21 protein-coding genes are annotated in these 22,447 nt (G+C 45.3%); 13 read left to right on the top strand and 8 right to left on the bottom strand.

Going from position 1 to position 22,447, the window contains the following annotated elements; genetic code table 11:
* Positions 1–128: 128 nt before the first annotated feature.
* The 8 genes from R7044_RS17190 to R7044_RS17155 form a co-directional block, all read right to left on the bottom strand.
* Positions 129–3,113, bottom strand: coding sequence for a M6 family metalloprotease domain-containing protein (locus tag R7044_RS17190; RefSeq protein ID WP_225455707.1), 2,985 nt, complete (start codon positions 3,111–3,113; stop codon positions 129–131).
* A 360-nt stretch (positions 3,114–3,473) separates the two neighbouring features.
* A complete protein-coding gene (locus R7044_RS17185) occupies positions 3,474–4,841 on the bottom strand; it encodes a TrkH family potassium uptake protein (RefSeq protein ID WP_025766961.1) in 1,368 nt (455 codons plus the stop codon).
* Positions 4,838–5,500, bottom strand: a complete 663-nt coding sequence (locus tag R7044_RS17180; RefSeq protein WP_005388291.1) for a potassium channel family protein — start codon at positions 5,498–5,500, stop codon at positions 4,838–4,840. Before R7044_RS17180 ends, R7044_RS17185 begins: the two co-directional genes overlap by 4 nt.
* Positions 5,501–5,750: 250 nt before the next feature.
* Positions 5,751–6,959: a DEAD/DEAH box helicase gene (locus tag R7044_RS17175; protein WP_033906892.1), complete on the bottom strand. Its 1,209-nt coding sequence runs from the start codon at positions 6,957–6,959 to the stop codon at positions 5,751–5,753.
* 99 nt (positions 6,960–7,058) lie between these two features.
* On the bottom strand, positions 7,059–7,799 hold the full coding sequence (locus tag R7044_RS17170) for a transglycosylase SLT domain-containing protein (RefSeq protein ID WP_081008346.1): 741 nt from the start codon (positions 7,797–7,799) through the stop codon (positions 7,059–7,061).
* A gap of 210 nt (positions 7,800–8,009) precedes the next feature.
* Positions 8,010–9,254 (bottom strand): NAD(P)/FAD-dependent oxidoreductase, encoded by a 1,245-nt coding sequence (locus R7044_RS17165; protein WP_005382268.1) that lies wholly within the window; start codon positions 9,252–9,254, stop codon positions 8,010–8,012.
* A 7-nt stretch (positions 9,255–9,261) separates the two neighbouring features.
* Entirely contained in the window at positions 9,262–10,329 is a 1,068-nt protein-coding gene (locus R7044_RS17160) for a methyltransferase (RefSeq protein ID WP_225455706.1), read from the bottom strand.
* Between the two features lie 27 nt (positions 10,330–10,356).
* Positions 10,357–10,755 (bottom strand): hypothetical protein, encoded by a 399-nt coding sequence (locus R7044_RS17155; RefSeq protein ID WP_005382272.1) that lies wholly within the window; start codon positions 10,753–10,755, stop codon positions 10,357–10,359.
* 76 nt (positions 10,756–10,831) lie between these two features.
* Here R7044_RS17155 and R7044_RS17150 point away from each other — a divergent pair, with 76 nt between their 5' ends.
* The 13 genes from R7044_RS17150 to R7044_RS17090 are packed head-to-tail and all read left to right on the top strand — an operon-like array spanning position 10,832 to position 22,439.
* Complete coding sequence (locus R7044_RS17150; RefSeq protein ID WP_017819930.1) at positions 10,832–11,560, top strand: beta-ketoacyl synthase chain length factor; 729 nt, start codon at positions 10,832–10,834, stop codon at positions 11,558–11,560.
* The gene (locus R7044_RS17145) at positions 11,557–12,324 is read left to right on the top strand and encodes a lysophospholipid acyltransferase family protein (protein ID WP_005388305.1); all 768 of its coding nucleotides are present in this window, start codon (positions 11,557–11,559) and stop codon (positions 12,322–12,324) included. Before R7044_RS17150 ends, R7044_RS17145 begins: the two co-directional genes overlap by 4 nt.
* 13 nt (positions 12,325–12,337) lie before the next feature.
* A complete protein-coding gene (locus R7044_RS17140; protein WP_005382278.1) occupies positions 12,338–12,598 on the top strand; it encodes a phosphopantetheine-binding protein in 261 nt (86 codons plus the stop codon).
* A 15-nt stretch (positions 12,599–12,613) separates the two neighbouring features.
* Positions 12,614–12,871 carry an acyl carrier protein gene (locus tag R7044_RS17135; RefSeq protein ID WP_005382279.1) on the top strand — a complete coding sequence of 86 codons (258 nt, stop codon included), beginning with the start codon at positions 12,614–12,616 and terminating at the stop codon, positions 12,869–12,871.
* Positions 12,871–13,431: a hypothetical protein gene (locus R7044_RS17130; protein ID WP_017819931.1), complete on the top strand. Its 561-nt coding sequence runs from the start codon at positions 12,871–12,873 to the stop codon at positions 13,429–13,431. The genes R7044_RS17135 and R7044_RS17130 overlap by 1 nt, the downstream gene beginning before the upstream one ends.
* Positions 13,432–13,435: 4 nt before the next feature.
* Positions 13,436–14,836 (top strand): AMP-binding protein, encoded by a 1,401-nt coding sequence (locus tag R7044_RS17125; protein WP_017819932.1) that lies wholly within the window; start codon positions 13,436–13,438, stop codon positions 14,834–14,836.
* 10 nt (positions 14,837–14,846) lie between these two features.
* The gene (locus tag R7044_RS17120; protein WP_005396010.1) at positions 14,847–15,215 is read left to right on the top strand and encodes a (3R)-hydroxymyristoyl-ACP dehydratase; all 369 of its coding nucleotides are present in this window, start codon (positions 14,847–14,849) and stop codon (positions 15,213–15,215) included.
* Positions 15,208–16,914, top strand: coding sequence for a glycosyltransferase family 2 protein (locus R7044_RS17115; RefSeq protein ID WP_182039297.1), 1,707 nt, complete (start codon positions 15,208–15,210; stop codon positions 16,912–16,914). Before R7044_RS17120 ends, R7044_RS17115 begins: the two co-directional genes overlap by 8 nt.
* Positions 16,898–18,451, top strand: a complete 1,554-nt coding sequence (gene hutH / locus R7044_RS17110; protein ID WP_225455705.1) for a histidine ammonia-lyase — start codon at positions 16,898–16,900, stop codon at positions 18,449–18,451. The genes R7044_RS17115 and hutH overlap by 17 nt, the downstream gene beginning before the upstream one ends.
* Entirely contained in the window at positions 18,451–18,897 is a 447-nt protein-coding gene (locus R7044_RS17105) for an acyl-CoA thioesterase (RefSeq protein ID WP_042523992.1), read from the top strand. The genes hutH and R7044_RS17105 overlap by 1 nt, the downstream gene beginning before the upstream one ends.
* Positions 18,897–19,517, top strand: a complete 621-nt coding sequence (locus R7044_RS17100; RefSeq protein WP_017819935.1) for a LolA family protein — start codon at positions 18,897–18,899, stop codon at positions 19,515–19,517. The genes R7044_RS17105 and R7044_RS17100 overlap by 1 nt, the downstream gene beginning before the upstream one ends.
* Positions 19,489–21,831: an MMPL family transporter gene (locus R7044_RS17095; protein ID WP_225455704.1), complete on the top strand. Its 2,343-nt coding sequence runs from the start codon at positions 19,489–19,491 to the stop codon at positions 21,829–21,831. The genes R7044_RS17100 and R7044_RS17095 overlap by 29 nt, the downstream gene beginning before the upstream one ends.
* Positions 21,828–22,439, top strand: coding sequence for a DUF3261 domain-containing protein (locus tag R7044_RS17090; RefSeq protein WP_017634797.1), 612 nt, complete (start codon positions 21,828–21,830; stop codon positions 22,437–22,439). Before R7044_RS17095 ends, R7044_RS17090 begins: the two co-directional genes overlap by 4 nt.
* Positions 22,440–22,447 lie beyond the last annotated feature (8 nt).

The following is a 22,447-nucleotide window of genomic DNA, read 5'->3' as shown; positions in this document are numbered from 1 at the left end:
AGAGTAGAAAAATCGCTTTAAAAATAATGAGAAACACATCTCATAAGACAATGAGAACGAAACCAAAATAGATCAGGTAAAAAATAAGCCACTCAATGTGAGTGGCTTATACCGCAATTAATACCGTTTTAGACGCGACGTCGCCAGCCTAATGTTGCAAGCAACATCAAAGCCCAATAAGAAACACTGCCGCTACCTTCAGAGTTCTTGAATGTCGTTGTCTTCAAAGAAGCAACAACCGTCACGATAACTTCCCCCGTAGCAGTGGCACCATGACCATCTGAAACCGTATATTGCAGCTTGATGCCGTCAGTAGGGCTATCCGGTGCTTGAAAACGGATTTTGCCATTCTCTACACTCGCACTTCCCACACCCGTTACGTTCTGTACGCTTTCTACAACCAGTTTATCGCCGTTCACATCCGAATCGTTGCTCGCTGCATCAATCAGAATACTTTCACCAACGGCAACGGTCGCCGTATCTGCAAGCGTAAGTGGCGCTGCGTTTTTCATGGTTAAATCGACGGTAGCACTGGACGTTTCATTACTAGGATCAGTCACGGTTAAACGGAATGTCAGAACCTCACCCGCTTTTGCACCTTGAGGCACCGTAAAGCTTGTGCTAACACTGGTTGCATTGCCAAGAGAAACTGAAGTGCCAGCCAACTGCTCCCATTTATAACTCAACACATCACCATCAGCATCCGTACTATTTAACGCAGACAACGTGACTCGCTGCCCAACCGTCATGTCTTTATTATCAACATCAATCACGGCCACTGGCGCTTCGTTGCTGCCAAGCACTTCCACCTGCACATTCACGATTGAAGATGAGTACGCACCATCAACCGACAACAAACGATATTGGAAAGTGTCCAGACCAACGAAGTTAGCTTCAGGTTGGTACTGGTTGCCAGAGATGGTGCCGTGCTCAGGCTTCTGCACAATGTCCACATTGAACTGATACCCTACCGCCATGAAATCATTGTCCATCAGGTTCAGTTTGATTGGCGTATTTTTATTGGTTTGTAACGAATCAGATTTCGCTTCAACCAAGTTGCTCGCATCCACATTTAATAATGCTGCAAACGGAATATAAGAGAACCCGGCTTTTTCTAGACCAAACGTGCCAATCTCACTGTAATCACCAGTCCACATTACAGGTAGGGAGGCTTTTTCAGTTTTTAGCAAGCGGCCGAAGTCAAAGTTTGCATCAAATTGACCGCCTTCCAATTCAACGACCAATAAGTGCTGACCCGCACTCAATTGGCTTGATTGGGGGAATAAAATTCGAGATGACTTTTGGAAGTTACCTTGCTGTAAAAGCTCAGCGTTGTTTTGATTCAATATTAATCGATAGCCAATGTTTCCAGAAAATGGGAATCGCCAAACTCGATAAGTCATGTCACTTTGAGCGCTATCTCTTTGCGCATAAAGTTGAAGGCCATCAAGCTCTGTATCACTATTCAAGTCCAGTGACACCGCCAGAGTGTTACTCCCACTCGCGTACACATAACCTTGATGAAGAGAGTTCAGCCATGCTGATTTATTTGGTTCGTTTGTATGCTCAAGAGAAAAGCTACCACCGTTGGTGTTGCTGGCAATGTTGGAAATACGAACCCCAGTATCAAACCCTGTGATCGTTCTCAGACCCGGGGTCGATGTATCTGAAATGACATTGCCACCATTAGGGTATAAATCGTCAGCGTCACTCCTACCATCATTTTCTAACTCATTCAGACCATCAGCCTGCATGATTTGAACCTGCATCGCGCCAACATCATTAAAGCGGTTCTGGACATTGACCGACGTCGCCAGGATACCTTCAGCCGCCAATGCTCGGTCGTAACCGCTAAAGGTGCGATTTTCCAAGTAAACACGTGGGCCAAACTCTTTCAAGTACGGGTCGAGATACACCAGCTTGACATCGTCGTTGTTCACAGAAATAGGCGCTGGACTTTCATGAGTTACCGTTGGTACAACAAAACCAGCAGCGTGTTTGCTCCATGCACTCATGTTCACCGGAGTGTCACCAGCGTATGAATCTCCCGGTTTCTGCGCCCATGAACCGCCACCCATCACGCCCCAAGAGCCGATCGAGGCATCACTGTTCCTTGCGTACAAATCCGGTAAGCCAAGCATTAAGTGGCCAAGCTCGTGTACGATCACGCCCAACGTCGCTTGATGATCAACTTGATAGTCAGCGAACACACAATAGTCTGTGATCTTTTTACCATCTAGTGTGACATCATCGTGAGAGAATTTGTGCGGCCAAATCGCAGGACGGTTGAGAACCCCTGTTGAACGATCTCCCCCCGCAAAAATAAACATGACAGAGAGTTCTGACGGTTCTACGGTACCATTTTGATTGCTGTCGTAGGCCGAAAGATTAAAGTATGGATCCAGTTTTTGATAAGCCTCGGTGAAAACCGCATTCAACTTGGCGGTGCATGTCTTATCAGTCGAACTAGAGTGACAGTTAGGGTGGCTTTGTGCCACAGTCACATCTATCACACCGTCATTGGCGGTGCCGTAACTCTCAAGTGCAGGAACAACTTTGAATTTACCTTGAGAGTTTTTATCAAAGTAATCCACAACGCTTTGACCATTGGTATTAAATACGCGTTGCTCAAAATCATGCACCATTGCTTGGTCATCAAACGAAACTTGCACAACCAATAGGGGCTGCTGCTTCACCGTTGAACTGCTCATCGCCTGGTAACCTTGCGCCGAACGCAGTAGGTTTTTTCGTGCCATCGGCTCAATGGTTTTTAGAGAAGATAATTGCGGTTTAACTTGTAAATCCGGGCGAAACTTCGCCGACTCAGGTGGCTCACTCGACTGCGTTTTCACCACACCTGTCGAGATCAATATTGGCGTGTCTGACTCGCGCTGAATCTGCGCGAAAAACCAAACGCCGTCTTCCTGAAGTAAGGCATTGCCCTGCTTATCTTCAAACCAGTGGAAATCTGCCGTTCCACGTAGAATTGCCTCACTGGAGCTACCATCGCTCAACGCAATAGTATGCCAAACCGGCGATGGCGGAGTAGTTGCCATGCTCTTCCCTGCAAGAAGCGCAGTTAGCATAGCCATGGCGAGTGTGTTGAATTTCAAAGTACGACTCCATCTTTTCGATTCGTTCATTCATACCAAGCACAACAAACACAAAGTAACCCTATGGGCATAGAGTAAGACTGAGTGACTATTGACGAAGGCTGGTATCAATTCGCTCAGATAACACGACGTAGTTTGGTGTCACACTACAAAAGCGTCGGATTCCAAAACGCTGTTATGAGCGTAGCTTCTGAGAATATAAATTGAGTGAATGAATAGTATCGAAACGAAAGGAAGAAGAAATGAACTTCTACGAATTTATAGGTAAAACTGGGCAACATTCCACATATTCTATAAATGTACGAGCACTGCTATTAATCAATGCTCGTAGTGGTCGCGCGGCCATTGTTTAACGCTATATTAACCTGTAAGAACGGCGTCTTCTGGGTATTTGACCAAGGTAGGTTCAGGACGTGCCAACATGTAGGCAAGCGTGAGCGGCCCAATACGACCAATGATCATCACCACGATCATAATGTATTTACCAGGTTCAGAAAGTTCCGCAGTCAAACCTGCGGTGAGCCCCACTGTGGCAAATGCGGAAATGGTTTCAAACATAACTTTATCAAAGCTGGCCTTCTCGGTAAGCATCAATAAAAACATTGCACTTGTCAGGATGGCTCCGCTCACAACGATAATTGCCAATGACTTAGTCACAGTTTGCCAATTTATGGTTCGCTTAAACATAACCACATGTTTCTTTTGGCGTAAAAAGGTCCACGTAGCCATAAACGCAACAGCAAATGTGGAAACTTTAATACCGCCCCCCGTTGAGGTGGAACCCGCTCCAATTAACATCAGAACAATCATGACCAGTAAGGCTGGCTGGGTAAACAACGCCAAGTCAACACTATTAAACCCTGCCGTTCGAGCACTCGCAGATTGAAAGAATGCCGCCAACCATTGCCCTGTTGCAGGTAAAGACGCCATTGTGTTTGGGTTGCTTCGCTCAAGTAACCAAAACATCATCGTTCCGACTAAGAGCAATATCGGTGTCGCAATCAGCATGATTTTGGTGTGAAGATGCAAAAAGTGGAAACCTTTGCGCCAGTTTAGCCAGATGTCACCCACAACAGTAAAGCCAAGCCCGCCAAAAATGAATAGCCCCGCCAGTGTAAAGATAACCAACGGATCATTCACAAAGCTCATCATACTGTCAGAAAACAGCGCGAACCCAGCGTTGTTAAATGCAGAAATTGCATGAAACAAGGCGTAAAACATACCAGTCTGCCAGCCCATTTCAGGGACCCAGCGGATAGAGAGAAAAATAAACCCGACCGTTTCTGCAACAAGCGCGAAAACAACAATCCGCTTTACTAGTCGGTTTAGATTGACTTGCCGATCTTGCCCTAATGCTTCTTTCGCCAGCGCTTGTTGACGCAAACTCAAACGCACGCCGAACATATAGAGTAAGACCGCCGACAAAGTCATCTGCCCCAATCCACCGATTTGCATTAAAAACATCAGCAAGATTTTACCCGCAAGCGTAAAGTGTTGCCCAGTATCGACAACACCAAGCCCTGTCACACTAATAGCGGACGTTGCGGTAAACAAAGCATCCGTTATCGACAGGCCCGTAACAGAAAAAACTGGCAAGGTTAGCAATACCGCAGAAGGCAGTAAAACACCGAGAAAACTGAGCAATATAATTCGCGGTTCATTGCCTTTCGCTTTCTCTTGTTTACCATCTGGTGCGTAAAAAACACCTTTCTGATGAAAATACGTCATAGCGATTTTAATTTATTTGCGAGCGCATCTTGAGGGCCGACCACAATAATTAGGTCACCAATTTCTAGTGTGGTATTAAGGTCAGGTGCCTTGGTAATTTCTGGGCCCCGTTTAAACCCTAGCACTTGCACGCCATCGACTTTGCACAGGGCCAAATCACTTAGTGTCTTACCCATCCAACGAGAGCCAATCACAAACTCCGTCATAGCTAAGCCACTGCCTAATGGGTGGAACTCAAGAACCCGTTTATCGAGCATTTTACGCGCGACACGTATCCCCATGTCACGCTCCGGCATGATAATGTGGTCTGCGCCAATTTTTTGCAGAACACGAGCTTGGAACCGGTCGTTGGCTTTAACCCATACTGACTTTACTCCCGCCTCTTTAGCAATCAATGTCGCAAGAATACTGGCATTGACATCCGCTCCGATGGCAATCATCACCATGTCGTAATCATCAAGTTTGAGCTCAGCAACCGTCTCTTCGTGAGTACAGTTAGCCACAACCGCCTGACTAACAAAACTGGCGGCTTCTTTAACTCTGTCTTCGTTTATGTCAACGGCTAAAACTTGAGCACCTGAATCTTGTAACTCTTTACACACTGCCAAACCAAATCGGCCAAGACCAATAACGGCGAATTGCTTATCACCTGTTTTCATTTGTGCCCCATCTTATGCATTCATTAGCAAGCAAAAAAGTTTGCGCCCATTCCTTACCTTGTGCAAACCTGCGGACAGATAATTGACAAAAGCTTAACGCACCTTGATTCACTTTACGTGTTAAGCGTATGACACTGATTAACTTTTTTCCTCATTACCGAATAGAAACCGTCGCGATGGCTACATAATTGGATGCCTAAAAACGCAAAAAGCCGCAAGAATGCGGCTTTTAGATCATGGGATAAACTGGCTATTTTGATTCGCGCTTATCGTGCGGTTTACGTTTATTCTTAGGCACGTAATTTAAAATTGAAATTGGTACTGGCTTTCTTGGCGCAAAACCTTCAATTTCCACTCGCTCTAGCAAGTGCCCTAAACGACTTTCAATCATGCAGAGGTTCTTAAAGTCGTCTTTTGAAACCAGTGATATCGCCTCACCTTTCGCGCCAGCACGACCTGTACGACCAATACGATGTACATACTCATCCGCTGGGTAAGGTAAATCGTAGTTGATGACAACTGGCAGATTATCAATATCAATACCGCGCGCAGCAACGCCGGTTGCGACTAAGTACTGGATTTCACCCGCTTTAAACTTTTCTATTAATTCCTGGCGAACACGCTGATTACGGCCACTGTGGAATGCTTCTGCCACAATGCCACGTTTCTCAAGTTGGCTTACCAGTTTGGCTGCGCCGTGTTTAGTTTCAATAAATACCAGTACTTGCGACCAGTCATTTTCTTTAAGCAAGTGACTTAACAGCGACGACTTCATGTCTTTATCGACGGTCGTGATCCACTGTTTAATATTTGATTTTGAGGCGCTGTGCTTTGCAATCGTGATCTCTTCAGGATCAATAATCGCATTTTTCGCCAAGTCACGAACAGGGTTAGATAACGTCGCTGAGAACAGCAAACTTTGCACATGTTCTGGCATACAGTCGACGATTTTGTCGATCGCATCGATGAATCCCATATCCAACATTTTGTCGGCTTCATCAAGCACTAGCGTTTCCACTTCATCAAAGTGAATCGCGCGTTGACCGTACAGATCAATCAAGCGCCCAGGCGTGCTTACCACAATATCGACACCCTCGATCAAGGCTTGTTTTTGTGGTGCATAATCCACACCACCAAACATCGCCATTGAGCGTAATGGTAAGTTTTTACCATAAGCTTCAATACTTTGATGAACCTGAAGCGCAAGTTCGCGTGTTGGCGTTAGGATAATCGCACGAGCGCGTTTTTTACGTTGCGTTTCGCCTCGACTAAGCTTTTCTAAGATTGGCAGAACAAAACTGGCCGTTTTACCTGTGCCCGTTTGCGCTGCTGCAATTAAATTGCGGCCACGCAATACGATTGGAATGGCTTTTTGTTGGATAGAAGTGGGTTTTTCATAACCTAGCGCTTTTACTGCATCAGCAATCGATGCGCTTAAACCAAGCTTAGAAAATGGCATAGAAAGGTCTCAACAGAGGAAATGGGCGCGTAGTGTATCAGAATCCCCGTGAAGTAACAGAAGGATTCATGCGCGAAAAACTAGGAACATGACACAATCTTAGCCCATGAAATTGGGCTGCAAACCTTTTTCTAATTTTTTCCTCACTTTGTAGGAAACATCATTAAGCGTGATTTTCCCCGTGTTGTGGCGATCGATACCTGCATTCTGTCGATAGGCAATTGAGCCTTGTCTGAACAAAACGAAAGACGGCGGTTTACCAATCGCAGCAGGGTAGAGAATGGCCATGTAAGCATCTTCTAAGCTATTAATTTTATTTCGATAGGGCCAATAGTACGCTTTCACATAGTCAAGTTGTTCAAGCGCGCTCATTCTCGCAAGAGTCTTTGTGTTCACTCCTAATGACTCTGCGGTAGAGGGCATAAATTGAATTAACCCTGTAGCCCCGCTTCCGGAACCATTTTTGATGCTTGGACTGAAAGTTTCAGCAGTTTCAAATGCCATGCACGCCATAAGATGATTAGGATTGATCTTTAGCTCTTTACTAATACGAATGACTTTAGATTTGAACTCTGGAGAAACTTTACCTCCCCACGCGACCGCGTTCTCGGGATCTGCAATCGAAGAGACCGTTGATGCGTCATGTTCTTCGACAATTTTAGAAAGTAGAGGAAGCGTTTGGCGTAGTCGATGGCTCGAACTCACCAAGCGAATTGATTTGGTAAGAAACTTGTCTTTTTTTTGATGTAGTTTTTGGAACTTTACTAACTTATACAGTTGCTTATAAACCGTTTTCACAACGAAGCCGGATGTAGGGAACACTCCCAGAATGTAATCCATTTCCTACAAATTTAATATAAATATCAGCAACAGGAATCCTGGATGTGATCAATGTCACCATAAAAATTCTCAAATTCGATACACGCCGATGTAAGTGGTCAATGTGTCTCCAACACGCTAGAAGTAAAAGTAAAGAGGCATTAAAAAGGTCTTACCAATTTTTTGGTAAGACCTAAGTTTACTGATTCTCGGATAAGCGAATGTATATTCTTACAGTTCAGCTTCCCGAACCAGTTCTGCAAGCGTCGACAAACGCTGCTCACTTTGTTTAACGTAAGGATTATTCGTATCCCAAGCATATCCAGCCAAAATCGCACTAATCATCTGTTTAATACGTGGGTTCGGGTTTTGATAGAAAATCACATCTTGCAACGTGCCGTTGTACCAGCCTTCCACATAAGTGCGGAATGTGTTCACTCCCACCATTAAGCGTTGCGAGTACTCTTCTTGCCAATCAACCTTTTCACCATTCAGCTGACGAACCAAGCAGTCCGCTGCAAACTCTGCCGATTTCATGGCGATAGTGACACCCGATGAAAATACAGGATCAAGAAACTCACCAGCATTACCAAGCAACGCGTAGTGCTCTGTCGCTAAACGTTTGACGTTAGCAGAATAGCCACCCAACTCGCCTGCTGGATTCGGGTAATTCGCGTTTCGCAATAAAGCAGCCAAACCCGGCTCTTCATTGGCTAACTGCTGCAACGCTGCAATCTTATCTTCTGGGTATTGTTCGAAAAATTCTGGCTCACCCACCACACCAAACGAACAGGTACCATTAGAGAATGGGATTAGCCAGTACCATACATCGTGATTTTCAGGATGAACTGAAATTAAAATTTTGTTGCGATCGTATTCCGGCTCTTGGGGAGAGATATGATCTTCGATATGGGTAAAGATCGCTTTTCTAGGCGGAAGACAAGAAGGTTCTTCTAGCTCCAACAAGCGTGGCAAAACACGCCCAAAGCCACTGGCATCCAACACAAAATCTGCTTCGATTTGATAAGCCTTCTTATTTGAGTCGAGCACTTCTAATCGAGACTTTTTCCCTTCAAACACTAGATTGAGCAGTTCATGCTGATAGCGAATCTCTACGCCTTGCTCTTCAGCGCTATCTGCCAATACTTTATCAAAGCTGGCACGTTGAACCTGAAACGTCGTGCCCGGTCCTGGCGTGTATTTGTTTGTAAAGTCGAACTGGGTGTATACGCCATTACGACGAAATGCAGCACCATCTTTATACTGGAAGCCAAACTGCTTTACTGCATTGGTCATTCCTGCTTGTTCAACAACTTCCATACATGCAGGGAGCAGGCTTTCTCCTATGGAAAAGCGTGGAAAAGTCGCTTTTTCTAAGACAACAACATCTATGCCACGCGATTTTAATAACGCAGAAACGGTTGAACCTGATGGCCCCGCTCCTACGACAACAACTTGCTTGAGCTCTGTTTTCATTCTGAATTTAGTTTGCTTGTAGTTTTAATAAGGTATGACCAAGGCCAATATTGTCGGTTCTTTCAACGACAGATAAACCTGCCGCTTCGACAATTTCTAAGAAATCATCACTGCGATAAAAGCGACTATTACCGTTAGCTAAACAGGTAAAATAAAGAGAAGTGGCATTAAGGCTATAGGAAGCTCCCGCGTATTTTTGAGCATCCCAAAACAGCTCCAATACGTAAATAGTATCTCCCTTCGTTAACTGGGCTTTAACTTTTGTAAGGATATTGAGGATCTCAATTGGGGAAAAGCAATCCAAGAACTGGCTCATCCACCATACGTCAGCATGCTCAGGCAATGTTTGTGCTTTATCAAGCATGTTTGCAGGGTATGGACGTACACGCTCGACGAACTGGTTTTCTGAAACATTCTTCATCGCTACTTCTAATTGCTGCGGTAAATCAACAATCGTCACTTGAACGTCAGGGTCATGTTTACAACACTGAATCGCCCATTTTCCCGTATTTCCGCCAATATCCACAAGATGCTTTGGCTTGCTTGCAAATACCTCTTTAAGCAGAAGTGGGAACGAGCGATCCGAATAGAAATGATCGAACTTAAACCAGCTCTGTTTGGCTTGTTCTGGTAACGTCGATAGACCTTGATAGATGGTCTCCCAATTGCCCAACTCTTTCAAACCAGACGGTTTACCTTCTTGAATTGCTTCCGTCAAATGCATCATCGCGGCGTAACAAACATCTGCCGTAAAATCCATGTTTGCATTCGTCATACCATCATGAAGAAGGTAAAAACCAAGGTTTGCAAGCGAATAGTTAGGTCGTTCCCATAAAACAATATGCGCACTAATCGCCATATCCAACAGTACTTTAACACCATATTCTGATACTCCCGTTTTCTCGGCAATATCTGTGGCACTCATGCCTTGAGCGCCAGCGCTGTCTAAAGCGGCTAAAATACCTAAATCTCGAAGCGTTTTGGCGGTCTGGAACACGATTGGTGCAAAAGATAACTTCTGAGCTTCTGTCTTCGCTTCAAAAGCATTAAAAGGGTCATTATTTTGATTTAACACGGAAAAACCTAACTGCAATTAATAGTTTTATTGTTGAGATTGATTGCCCAACAATGCAATAGCTCGCTGAATATCAACATTCAAGTTGTTTACCCAACGATTGTAATTGCGGTGGATTTTGCCATCACTTGCTTTGAGATTTACTGAGTTGAGATAAATAATTGAGTAATATTTATTATTGTATGGGATTTTTACTTCTGCAGAGTGTTTACGAACGTGGATTTTTGCAATAAGAACACCAGGGCTTACTTCTTCGATCGTCCAGCCTCGGTTAGTTGCTGATTGCACTATGGCCATTTTTACTTGTTTATTTTGAAGATCATAAGCAACTGGAGTATCCTCCACATTCATTACAGGTTGTACTCGTCCACAACCAACAAGAAGCAAAGTTAATAATAACGAGACATACAGCTTAAAACGCGACATGATAATTTCCTTTTTATTGTGAATTTGGGTCAACCCCAATTTGTATCGAGCTGTAAAATAAACAATTTAACCCAATATGCCAAACTCGAAGATCAACATTTCGTTCAATATTGATGCGTGGACAGCGAATTCATTCGGTTTATCCGAATCCAATGAATGGAAACAATGGGCAACAGAGATAAAATGGCCAGAAGATGGCAAAATCAATGTTGCAAATATTCCTGCGATGATGCGCAGAAGAATGAGCCCACTCAGTAAACTGGCGGTACAAACTGCAATCGAAATGCTTAATCAACATCAAGTTGATTACCTCGTATTTTCAAGCCGTCATGGTGAACTGCATCGCAGCGTCGCACTAGTTGAAGATATAATTAATGGAGAAGAGGCGTCTCCGATGGCTTTTTCTCAATCGGTGCACAATACCGCCGCAGGGCTTGCCACTATCGCAACTAAACAACCCATTCCCCTAACTTCTATCGCTGCGGCAGAAAACACATTCCAAAGCGCAATATTAGAAGCATGGCTGTTTTTGTCCGACAATCCTGACAAAAAAGTACTGCTTGTTGATTTTGATGAGCCTATGCCTGACTCTTATTTAGAATATGAAAACCAACAATACCAAGGGTTTGGACTTGGCTTAATACTTTCTCATGGAGACAAGTTCGCGATACAAAGCTCCATAAACGCAGAACGTTCCGGTCATCCTCTTCCTCAAGGTTTAGTATTTTTGCAACAATACTTGTTAGATAAAAGCCAGTGGACTATTTTCGCTCCGCAACAAGCTTGGGAATGGCACAAAAAATGACTCGCTTAAATCAGTATTGGCGTGTGCTAGCAACAGGCTTTTGTTTTTCAGTATTTGGGTTAGGTGGTTTAGTACTGAGCTTCATTGTTATTCCGACCATTCGTATTTTTGTTTCAGACCAAACGGAACGCGAATATAAAGTTCAAGGTGCGATTCGATATTCATTCAACACATTTTGTAAATTGATGAAGTTGAGTGGCGCAATCGATTATCAAATTATTGGTGCCGATATTCTTCAACAAGATCGTAATTGTTTAATTGTTGCCAACCACCCTAGTTTAATCGATTACGTTCTCATTGCTTCACAATTAAATCGCTGCGACTGTTTAGTAAAATCGGCAATATGGTCGAATCCTTTTATGAAGCACATCGTAAAAGCAGCCGGATATATTCCCAATGAAGCACCGGATGATTTATTAGCACTTTGTGATGAGCGATTTAACAAAGGCAACGTGTTGCTTATATTCCCTGAAGGAACAAGAACAACGCCAGGTGTAGAACCGAAATTACAACGTGGTGCAGCACAAATTGCGGTAAGAACAGAGCGAGATTTAAGGGTGGTCCATATTACGGTAACACCAAGTTTCCTCACAAAAGAGAAAAAATGGTATCAAGTACCGGCAACAAAGCCCTTTTTCAGGGTTGAAGTTAAGGATAAAGTTGAGATTACCCCCTTTATAAAGCAAACTACGTCGCCGACAATAGCGGCGCGACGCTTACAACAGCACCTAGCTGAAAACATTTTTCCAGAAAACTTTTATTAATAAGCAGGTCCCAGTGGAACAGTTACACAACGACATTAAGCAACTTATTATTGATGCTTTAAACCTTGAAGATTTAACCGTAGATGATATTGAAACGGATGCACCACTTTTTGGTGATGGACTTGGCTTAGATTCTATCGACGCGCTTGAGCTTGGACTCGCAATAAAAAAACAATACAACATCGTTATTGATGCCGACGACTCAAATACGCGCGAACACTTTGCGTCTGTAGCAAATCTAGCGAAATACGTTTCTTCTCAAACTAATGAATAAGTTGTAGGTATATTCATGACTGATGTAAATAAAGATCAAGTATTTGAACAAGTTAAAGATGCGCTTGTTGAGCTGTTCGAAATTGACGCAGCCGACATTCAATCAGATGCGCACTTATACCAAGATCTCGATCTTGATAGCATTGACGCCGTTGATTTGGTCGTACACCTACAGAATGTCACTGGCAAAAAAATCAAGCCAGCAGAGTTTAGTGCAGTAAGAACCGTTGACGATGTGGTTAACGCTGTTACTGAGTTATTGAAGGAAAGTTAATGCGCCAATTGCTGACTGGTCTGTCTGCAATTGTACTGCTTGCCTACCCCTTCGCCGTCTATTTCGGTATAGATAAATATGGCTTGAACTTAGTTGGGGGCTTGTTAATTGCTGCGTTACTTTTGCGTGTTTTCGTCGCAAATAAGACCCCACTAAAAGAGTTTAAATTCTTGGCGCTCGCTACGGGCGCTGTTGGCATTGTTCTAATTACACTTGGCATGGTGTTTAAACAACACGGGTGGCTTCAGTTTTACCCTGTCGTTGTCAATTTATGTATGCTGTGTGTATTTGGACTGAGCTTAAAACAGCCGCAATCGATCATAGAGAGGCTTGCTCGCTTGCAAGAACCCGACCTTCCGGCTAGTGGCGTGGCTTACACTCGCAAAGTGACGGTGGTTTGGTGCGCCTTTTTTACGCTCAACGCTGCCGTTGCACTCTATACCTGTTTCCTACCAGTAAAAATATGGACGCTTTATAACGGCCTCATCAGCTACTTACTTGCTGGTGGCTTGTTCGCTGGAGAATGGATCGTGCGTCAATTTGTTCGAAAGGAACACTAATCGTATGAATACAACGTATTCGAGCTTTACCTCCCTTGCGACCTTGTTCATCGCAGAGAGGTCTGAGCAATCCCCAGTCTCTTACGATCGCGATACGGTTATCACGTGGGGTGATTTCCAACAGCACGTCGCAACACTTACTCAACAGCTAGAAACCCAACCAACGCAAAACATTGCGTTGTGTTTTGGCAACAGCTACCTGTTTGCCGTTGGCTTTTTTGCTTGTTGTTATGCAGGAAAATCCATTGTATTACCTGGTAATTACCAACCAGAAGCACTCAAAGAGCTCAGTGAGCACTACGATTTGTTGCTGCATGATGCCGATGTCTCGGCTCCAGAACTCGTGAGCTCGCTTTTGATCGAAGCTCAATCATTGCTAGAAACCACCGTGATTAGCGAGCCAGAGGCCAAACAACCTTATTTTTGGCGTGAATTAAACCTGGCAGAAATACCAGTAACGCTATTTACTTCGGGTTCAAGCGGCACACCAAAAGCCATTGCAAAAACGCTGAAACAGCTCGATATCGAAGTTGCTATTCTAGATAACCTATGGGGCGACACGATTGCCAGCACACGCGTTGAAAGCACCGTTTCTCATCAACACATTTACGGCTTGCTGTTCCGCGTATTGTGGCCTTTGTGCTCCGCACGTCCATTTTCAGCACACAACCTTGAGTTCCCAGAGCAAATTGTCCATCACGCTGACGCTGACACCACGCTAGTAAGCAGCCCTGCGTTACTAAAACGACTCAGTGAAGAGCACGATCCGGTTGCGATTCGGTGTGTATTTTCTTCTGGCGGCCCCTTGCCAAACCAAGCGGCGCAGCACAGCCAGGAGTTGTTTGGGTCACTTCCTATTGAAGTGTTTGGCAGCACAGAAACCGGCGGCATCGCTTACCGTCAGCAGCACGTAGCTAGCACTCCCTGGACGTTATTCCCTGGTGTTGAAGCCGAGCTTAACCATGAAAATTGTTTAAAGCTCCGCTCGCCACACATTGATGAAAACACTTGGTACCAAACTGCGGATGAATGCTATTTCCATGATAGTATTTCTTTTGAATTGCGTGGACGCACTGACCGAATCGTCAAAGTCGAAGAAAAGCGTATTTCCCTTGTCGAAGTGGAAAAACGTTTAGAGCAATTGCCGTGGATTCAAGAAAGCGTGGTGATCCCAATGGAAGAATCTGGTCGCCTCACATTAGTCTCGATCATCGTACTTAACGATCAAGGCAGCGATGTGCTTAATGAACTTGGTAAAGGCAAATTTTGGCTTGAGCTTCGCAAGGCACTGCGCAATTGGCTAGAACCGATCGCTATCCCGAGAAAATTCCGAGTGGTCGACGAAATTCCATTGAACAGCCAAGGCAAACGCCAAGTTGCTGAAATTGAAAAACTATTCCAATAAAGCTAGTAACATGGATAAAAGAAAACCAACTATTCAGAATATTGAAGTGAGTGACCATACCGCGGAGCTGTCGCTGCGAGTGGATGCTGACATCTTAGATTTCCAAGGTCATTTCAATCACTTCCCTCTTTTACCCGGCGTCACTCAAATTGATTGGGCGTTGTTCTACGCCGTTCAATATTTGAACACTCCCAAGGTATTTAAAGGAATGGAAGTCATCAAATTTCAAGAGCCGATTCTGCCAAACGCCGACGTTTGTCTCTCACTCTCTTGGGACAATGAGCGCGAGAAATTGACCTTTAAGTACACATCGAAAAACGGTGAAACCTTGGTGACTCACTCTTCAGGCAAAATGAAACTGGGTGAGTCACGTGAGTGATTACCGTCCCTGCTTTTTAATTCCTTGCTACAACCACGGCAGCACAATTGCAGACGTGGTGGCATCGTTATCCTCTTTCGCTTTGCCAGTGCTGGTCGTGGACGACGGCAGCAATGAAGACACCAAACAAGCGCTTTCTGCTTTGAGTGAACAAGGGCTGATAAAACTGATTAGTTTGAGTGAAAACCAAGGCAAAGGTGGCGCGGTGATGGCAGGCCTACATCAAGCTCACCAACTTGGTTTTACGCACACCATTCAAATCGACGCAGACGGTCAACACGACCTAGAAGCATTGCCGAAATTGCTCAGCGCCAGCGAAACAAAACCAGATAACCTGATTTCGGGCCAACCGATATACGACGAGAGCGTACCTAAATCCCGTTTGTATGGTCGCTACGCTACGCACGTGTGGGTGTGGATAGAAACCTTGTCACTGTCTATCAAAGACAGCATGTGCGGTTTTCGCGCCTACCCAGTGGCGAAAACGGTCGCCGTGTTGAACAAGTACAGTATCGGCAAACGCATGGATTTTGATATCGAAATTCTAGTGCGAATGTACTGGGAAGGCGTCGACATTGATTTTGTTCCAACGCGCGTGATCTACCCTGAAGGTGGCATTTCCCACTTCGACGCATTGTGGGATAACGTCAAGATAAGCTGGATGCACACTCGCCTATTTTTTGGCATGTTGCCGCGCATTCCTTCGCTACTCGCCAGAAAGCGCCAAAACACAGATGACAGTAATGCCCACTGGTCGAAACGAAAAGAACAAGGCACGATTTTAGGCATCAAAACCTTACTCGCGGTTTACCGCTTGTTCGGCAGAAAAGCGTTTGACCTGATTTTAAAATTAGTCATGCGCTACTACCACTTCACGGGTAAATCTGCCCGTGAAGCGTCTGAGATTTACCTGCAAAACTTGCAGTACTACGCAACGCAGCAGAGCATCGCACTACCAAAACAGTTGGACAGCTATCATCATCTGCTTTCTTTTGGGCGAACCATGCTCGACAAACTGGCAGCATGGCAAGGTGACTTTAACGTCGATAACCTAACCATTCACGGCCAGCATCATTTCGAAGAGATGGCGCAGAAAAAACAAGGCGTGCTCATTTTAGGCTCGCACCTTGGCAATATCGAACTCTGCCGTGCGCTTGGTCGTCGACACTCTCATGTCAAAATCAATGCCTTGGTATTTACCCAACACGCTGAACAATTTAATGCGGTAATGAAGGCGGTAAACCCAAATTCGGAACTGAATCTGATTCAAGTCAGCTCAATGGGACCAGACACCGCGATTCTGCTCCAACAAAAAATCGAGCAAGGCGAATGGGTGGTGATCGTTGGCGATCGCACTTCCACCAGCAAAGAAAATCGTGTCGTTTGGGCAGATTTTCTTGGTAAACCTGCCCCATTCCCGCAAGGCCCATTCATGCTAGCCTCGGTATTAAAAGCGCCGGTCTATCTACTCTTCGGCCTACGCGACGATGAAGCGAACACTCCGCATTTTAATGTGTACTTTGAACACTTTAGTGACCAAATCACGCTACCGCGCAAGGAGCGTCAGCAGGCACTAGAACACGTTGTTCAACAGTACGCACAAAGATTAGAACACCACACACTGCAAGCGCCGTTACAGTGGTACAACTTTTTTAACTTCTGGACTTTAAGTAATCAGCCACATGACAAACAACAATAATCACAACATCACTTTTGGTGCCCAATCTTTAACCATCGAAGATGTCGTTGCCATTGCTCAAGGTGCAAAGGCAAACATGAACACCTCGCCAGAATTTACCGCGAAAATTGATCGTGGCGTGGCGTTTCTGGAACGATTACTGAAAGAAGAAGGCGTTATTTACGGCGTGACCACGGGTTACGGCGATTCATGTACTGTGGCGATTCCACCCGCTCTTGTGGATGAACTTCCGTTGCACCTTACACGCTTCCATGGTTGTGGCTTAGGTCAAATCCTTTCTCATGAGCAAGCTCGTGCGGTGCTGGCAACCCGTTTATGTTCATTGTCGCAAGGCGTATCTGGCGTGTCTCACGATCTGTTGAACCAAATCGTTACGTTTATCAACCACGACATTGCGCCACGTATTCCACAAGAGGGCTCGGTGGGCGCAAGTGGCGATTTAACGCCTCTGTCTTACCTAGCGGCGACCCTAATTGGCGAACGTGAAGTGCTTTACAAAGGTGATGTGCGACCAACACAAGAAGTGTTTGCAGAGCTGGGCATTGAGCCAATTCGCCTAAAACCAAAAGAAGGTTTGGCGTTAATGAACGGTACATCCGTGATGACGGCCCTCGCCTGTCTTGCCTACAAACGTGCAGAATACCTAGCGCAGCTTTGCACCAAGATTACCGCGATGGTCTCTGTGGGTATGCAAGGTAATGACTTCCACTTTGATGAAGCGTTGTTTGCGGTAAAACCTCATCCTGGTCAACAGCAAGTTGCGGCTTGGCTGCGTGATGATCTCAATGCTGAGCGTCCGCCACGCAATAGCGACCGACTGCAAGAGCGTTACTCGCTGCGTTGTGCGCCACACGTCATTGGCATGGTGCAAGACTCACTGCCTTGGCTACGTCAATTGATTGAGAATGAACTAAATAGTGCCAACGACAATCCAATCATCGATGGCGACAATGAGCGCGTTCTGCACGGCGGTCACTTCTACGGTGGTCATATCGCAATGGCGATGGATACGTTGAAAGTGAACATTGCCAACTTAGCTGATTTGCTGGATCGTCAGATGGCGCAATTGATGGATTACAAGTTCAATAACGGCCTGCCGTTTAACTTAACCGGTGCAGAAGGCGAGCGTAAACCGATCAACCACGGCTTTAAAGCGGTTCAGATTGGTATCTCAGCTTGGACGGCAGAAGCGTTGAAAAACACCATGCCAGCGAGCGTTTTTTCTCGCTCAACCGAATGTCACAACCAAGACAAAGTGAGCATGGGCACCATTGCGGCTCGTGATTGCTTACGCGTACTTGAGTTAACAGAGCAAGTTGCTGCGGCTTCACTCCTAGCAAGCGTTCAATCGGTTGAGATTCGTCGCCGTCATAACGAATTGGACGAACACCACATGAGTCAGAGTTTGCGAGTAATTCGTGACGCCGTACTGAGCGAGTTTGAATTTGTGATTGAAGATCGCCCATTGGAACAAGATTTGCGCCATTTCATTGAACGCATTCAGCAACGTCATTGGCCACTCTACGCGGAGGTATAATGCAAGAGCAGGTTCTCTACCCATTAGAAGCGGAGGTGACTATGGTCACCTCTTTTCAAGATGCTGACCCAATGGGCGTGATTTATCACGGCAACTTCTTTCGATATTTTGAAGAAGCGCGTCGTGTGCTGATGGAGAAGATCCAATACAGCTATCGCGATATGCAAGACTCTGGGTACATGTGGCCGATCATCGACACGCGCGTTAAATACGTGAAGGCGATTCCGTTTAATCACACCATTCGTATTACCGCGCAACTCACTGAGTGGGAAAACCGCTTACGTGTGGATTACGTGATTTACGACGCCGAAACGAATCAACGTATGTGCAAAGCGCATACAACGCAAGTCGCCGTATCCATTGAAAAGCAAGAGATGTGCTTTGTTTCTCCAGCAATCTTTTTAGATAAAGTAGAGCAATGGCACAACCATGGGAGTCTGGACTAATGCAAAAGTGGTTACTCTCTTTTTTGCTGATATTTTCTGTTCCAGCACTGGCCACACCGACAGCAAATGTAACGGATTTGGCATCGCTTCAACAGCAGTTGTCTCAGCATGAAATCGTACGCGGAGATTTTACGCAGCAGCGTCATCTGGAAATGTTTAGTCAACCTTTAACCTCTAAAGGTCAGTTCACACTGAGCAAAACACATGGCTTGTTGTGGCAACAAACAGAACCTTTCGCAGTCAATTTGGTATTGACGGAAAACAAACTTCGTCAGACTTTTGCCGACCAAGCACCGAAAACGATCTCTGCACAAGAAAACCCAATGGCGTTCTACTTTAGTCATGTGTTTTTATCCGTGTTCCACGGGGATACTTCTGCACTGCAAGAACAATTCACACTCGATTTTTCAGTTGAGAACAATCAGTGGCAGCTCGTTTTAGTGCCCAAACAGTCGCCATTAAATGCGGTGTTTAAAGCCATCACTCTTTCCGGTAAAACGCACATTGATCGCCTAACCCTGCAAGAGCTGCGTGGCGATAAGACCGAAATCACGTTTACAAACCAGACCTCTCTACCTCAGGAACTCACGGATGCCGAAGACGCTCAATTCCGTTTCTAAACTCAGTCTTGGCACTCATACCTTTGCTCTGGTTTGGCTCAATCTCGTTGTTTTAGCGGGCGCGTTGCTACTCAAACAATGGGTTTGGAGTGCAGAATCTCCGATTGAGACCAACATTTTAAAACTGTTGCCGAAGAACCAACAAAACCCAGTGGCTGAGCAAGCCTTTGAGTCGGTCTCGGCAAGTATGAGCGACAAAGTCATTTTCGTGATCACAGCGCCGGACAAAAATGCCCTTTTTGCAGCGGCCACTGAATTTGATAAGGGGTTACGACAAAGTAATCATTTTCGCGATGTGGTGGGAAAAATCTCACCTCAAGAGCAGCAAGCTTGGGCGAGTTACTACTTTAAGCACCGTTTCCAATTGCTGACGCCTGAACAACGAGAGCGTTTAAGCAAAAATCCAGAACAGCAAGTGCAGCATGTGATTCAGTCGCTGTACAACCCGTTTTCTGGAGTGACCGGGCAAGAGTTACAAAATGATCCTTTCTTGCTATTTCGTGATTATTTGAGCCAAGTTACCCAGCAATCGTCCTCTTTCCGATTGGATAACGGCTATCTGTCCGTCGAAAAAGACGGTGCTCAATACTTGCTTATTACTGCCGAGCTAAAAGACTCGCCTTATAGCCTAACTGGGCAACTTGCAGTCCCTGATATTCAAGCGCTAGAACAAGGCGTCGCGCAGAAATATGGCGCTGAAGTCGCACATACTGGCGTTCTATTTTACGCTGACTTTGGTACGCAAAGTGCAAAATCGGAGATCAGCACCATCGGTGTATTCTCTCTACTCGGTATCATTGCATTGTTCTTGCTGGTCTTTCGGAGTGTGATGCCGCTGTCCCTAGCACTGCTTTCCATCACCATTGGTTTGCTCGTTGCTTTGTCCGTTACGACGTGGATTTTTGGAAAAGTCCATCTGTTCAGTTTAGTGTTTGGCGCAAGTTTAATCGGCGTGTCTATCGACTACGCATTCCACTACCTAACCGAACGTCTTGCGGCGGGAAATGAATGGGATAGCGAGCAAGGATTAAAGCATATTTTCATAGCTATCACACTTGGCTTAATCACCAGTTTGATCGGCTATTTGGGCATGTTAGTGGCACCGTTTCCAGGTTTGCAGCAGCTTGCGCTGTTTTCATCCATTGGTCTGATTGCTGCTTACATCACCGTGGTGGCTTGGTATCCGATACTGGCTCGTAACCCATCGCGATCCATTTCGAACTTACCAGGACAATCACTGTTGGCGAAATGGTTAACGCTTTGGAATCAACCTCGAATTAAAGTCGGATTACCGATGTTATGTGTGGTTGCGAGTGGCTTTTTCTTGCTGCAATTGAACTACGATGACGACATTCGTCTGCTGCAAACGATGCCGAAAGATCTCAAGCAGCAAGAAACCTTGATTACGACGCTCAGTGGCATGCAATCTTCGCAGCAAATGTTGGTCGTTACCGCCGACGATGACGAAAGCCTAATGAAAAAGCTGGAGTCTTTGACACCAACTTTAGAAGCGTGGAAAGCGGAAAGCACCATCGAAAGCTACCAGAGCCTGAGCCGCTACTTGAGCTCAGTGGAACGTCAGCAACAAGACTATCAATTGATTCGCGATCTTTACGCGACACAATCCAGCCCACTTACTTCCGGGTTGGGCTTAAGTAAAAAGCCCAAAATGGACGCCGACTTTATCCCTGTTACGGTTGAACAGTACTTGCAAAACCCGGTATCAGCGCCTGTACGTTTTCTTCATTTGGGTAAAATTAAAGAAAAATCGGCAACGGTAGTGGTGTTAAACCAATTGCAAGACTCCGCTGTTGTTAAGGCATTTGCCAAATCACAGTCTGATGTTGTCTACCTAAACAAAGCTGAAGAAATATCCACCCTATTTGGTGAATACCGAATCAAAATCATGGAGCTATTGGCAGCCGCCAGTGCTGTGATCTTTCTGGTATTAATCAAGCGGTACGGTCTGCAACACAGTTGCCGAGTTTTACTGCCATCATTGATTGCTTGCGCCTGCGGTCTTGCAACTGCTGTCGCGATGGGAACAACATTAAACCTGTTCAACTTGCTTGGCTTGGTGCTCATTCTTGGTATAGGGATCGATTACACTCTGTTCTTTGCCGAGAAAGCCCGCAGTGTGAGCACACTATTGGCGATCACCCTTTCGGCAATGACCACTGTGTTGTCATTTGGATTGCTGTCACTCAGCCAAACTCACGCGATTCACAGTTTTGGCATTACGGTGTTAAGTGGTATTTTTGTCGCTTGGCTGCTCTCTCCGATTGCAATTAAAACAGAGGAAACGACGTCATGATTTTCAATCACGCCTTTCGCTGCGCGACGTTATTCGCACTGAGCCTGTTTTTAAGTGCATGCAGCTTGGTCCCTCACCAATCGACGCCTCAGGTCGACATTGCCGAGCACACCCAAGTTAGCTTGCCCACTCCCGCAAGCTTGGGCTATCAGTTGTCTGCCAGTCAGTTAATTACGGCTTCTTGGGCAATAGATGGTAAAACCAAATCTGAGCAACTTCCGGTACAACTGCAAGTGATCAACAACGAAGTGGTGCTGGCAGGCTTCTCATCCTGGGGGACGAGAGTACTCTCACTGTCTTACGATGGAGAACAAATTCAAACCGAAGTGCTCAACGGTTTACAAGGTTCGCTACCGCAGCCAGAACAGGTATTATTTAACCTGATGATCACGCTCTGGCCGAGTTCCGCTTGGGAAGGGTCGTTAAATGAGGTAAGGTGGCGAATTATTGATAAAAATAATTCTCGCGCCATCTTTGATAGCGACGGTGAAAAGATCATTAAGATTCAATACAGCTCTTCTAACAAGTTAGAGGGTAAGATTGATTTTCATCACCTCAAACATCAGTTTTCAATTTCTATTCAAACACTGCAACATCAGATTAATTAAGAACAATT

It is taken from the genome of Vibrio sp. 1402, from assembly GCF_033340275.1.
This window is presented reverse-complemented; position numbering and strand designations above follow the sequence as displayed.

Excerpts from the sequence above, each read along its gene's own strand:
- R7044_RS17185 (WP_025766961.1), bottom strand. The coding sequence starts at position 4,841 with ATGACGTATTTTCATCAGAAAGGTGTTTTTTACGCACCAGATGGTAAA.
- R7044_RS17180 (WP_005388291.1), bottom strand. The coding sequence starts at position 5,500 with ATGAAAACAGGTGATAAGCAATTCGCCGTTATTGGTCTTGGCCGATTT.
- R7044_RS17175 (WP_033906892.1), bottom strand. The coding sequence starts at position 6,959 with ATGCCATTTTCTAAGCTTGGTTTAAGCGCATCGATTGCTGATGCAGTA.
- R7044_RS17170 (WP_081008346.1), bottom strand. The coding sequence starts at position 7,799 with ATGGATTACATTCTGGGAGTGTTCCCTACATCCGGCTTCGTTGTGAAA.
- R7044_RS17165 (WP_005382268.1), bottom strand. The coding sequence starts at position 9,254 with ATGAAAACAGAGCTCAAGCAAGTTGTTGTCGTAGGAGCGGGGCCATCA.
- R7044_RS17155 (WP_005382272.1), bottom strand. The coding sequence starts at position 10,755 with ATGTCGCGTTTTAAGCTGTATGTCTCGTTATTATTAACTTTGCTTCTT.
- R7044_RS17150 (WP_017819930.1), top strand. The coding sequence starts at position 10,832 with ATGCCAAACTCGAAGATCAACATTTCGTTCAATATTGATGCGTGGACA.
- R7044_RS17145 (WP_005388305.1), top strand. The coding sequence starts at position 11,557 with ATGACTCGCTTAAATCAGTATTGGCGTGTGCTAGCAACAGGCTTTTGT.
- R7044_RS17135 (WP_005382279.1), top strand. The coding sequence starts at position 12,614 with ATGACTGATGTAAATAAAGATCAAGTATTTGAACAAGTTAAAGATGCG.
- R7044_RS17130 (WP_017819931.1), top strand. The coding sequence starts at position 12,871 with ATGCGCCAATTGCTGACTGGTCTGTCTGCAATTGTACTGCTTGCCTAC.
- R7044_RS17125 (WP_017819932.1), top strand. The coding sequence starts at position 13,436 with ATGAATACAACGTATTCGAGCTTTACCTCCCTTGCGACCTTGTTCATC.
- R7044_RS17120 (WP_005396010.1), top strand. The coding sequence starts at position 14,847 with ATGGATAAAAGAAAACCAACTATTCAGAATATTGAAGTGAGTGACCAT.
- hutH (WP_225455705.1), top strand. The coding sequence starts at position 16,898 with ATGACAAACAACAATAATCACAACATCACTTTTGGTGCCCAATCTTTA.
- R7044_RS17105 (WP_042523992.1), top strand. The coding sequence starts at position 18,451 with ATGCAAGAGCAGGTTCTCTACCCATTAGAAGCGGAGGTGACTATGGTC.
- R7044_RS17100 (WP_017819935.1), top strand. The coding sequence starts at position 18,897 with ATGCAAAAGTGGTTACTCTCTTTTTTGCTGATATTTTCTGTTCCAGCA.
- R7044_RS17095 (WP_225455704.1), top strand. The coding sequence starts at position 19,489 with ATGCCGAAGACGCTCAATTCCGTTTCTAAACTCAGTCTTGGCACTCAT.
- R7044_RS17090 (WP_017634797.1), top strand. The coding sequence starts at position 21,828 with ATGATTTTCAATCACGCCTTTCGCTGCGCGACGTTATTCGCACTGAGC.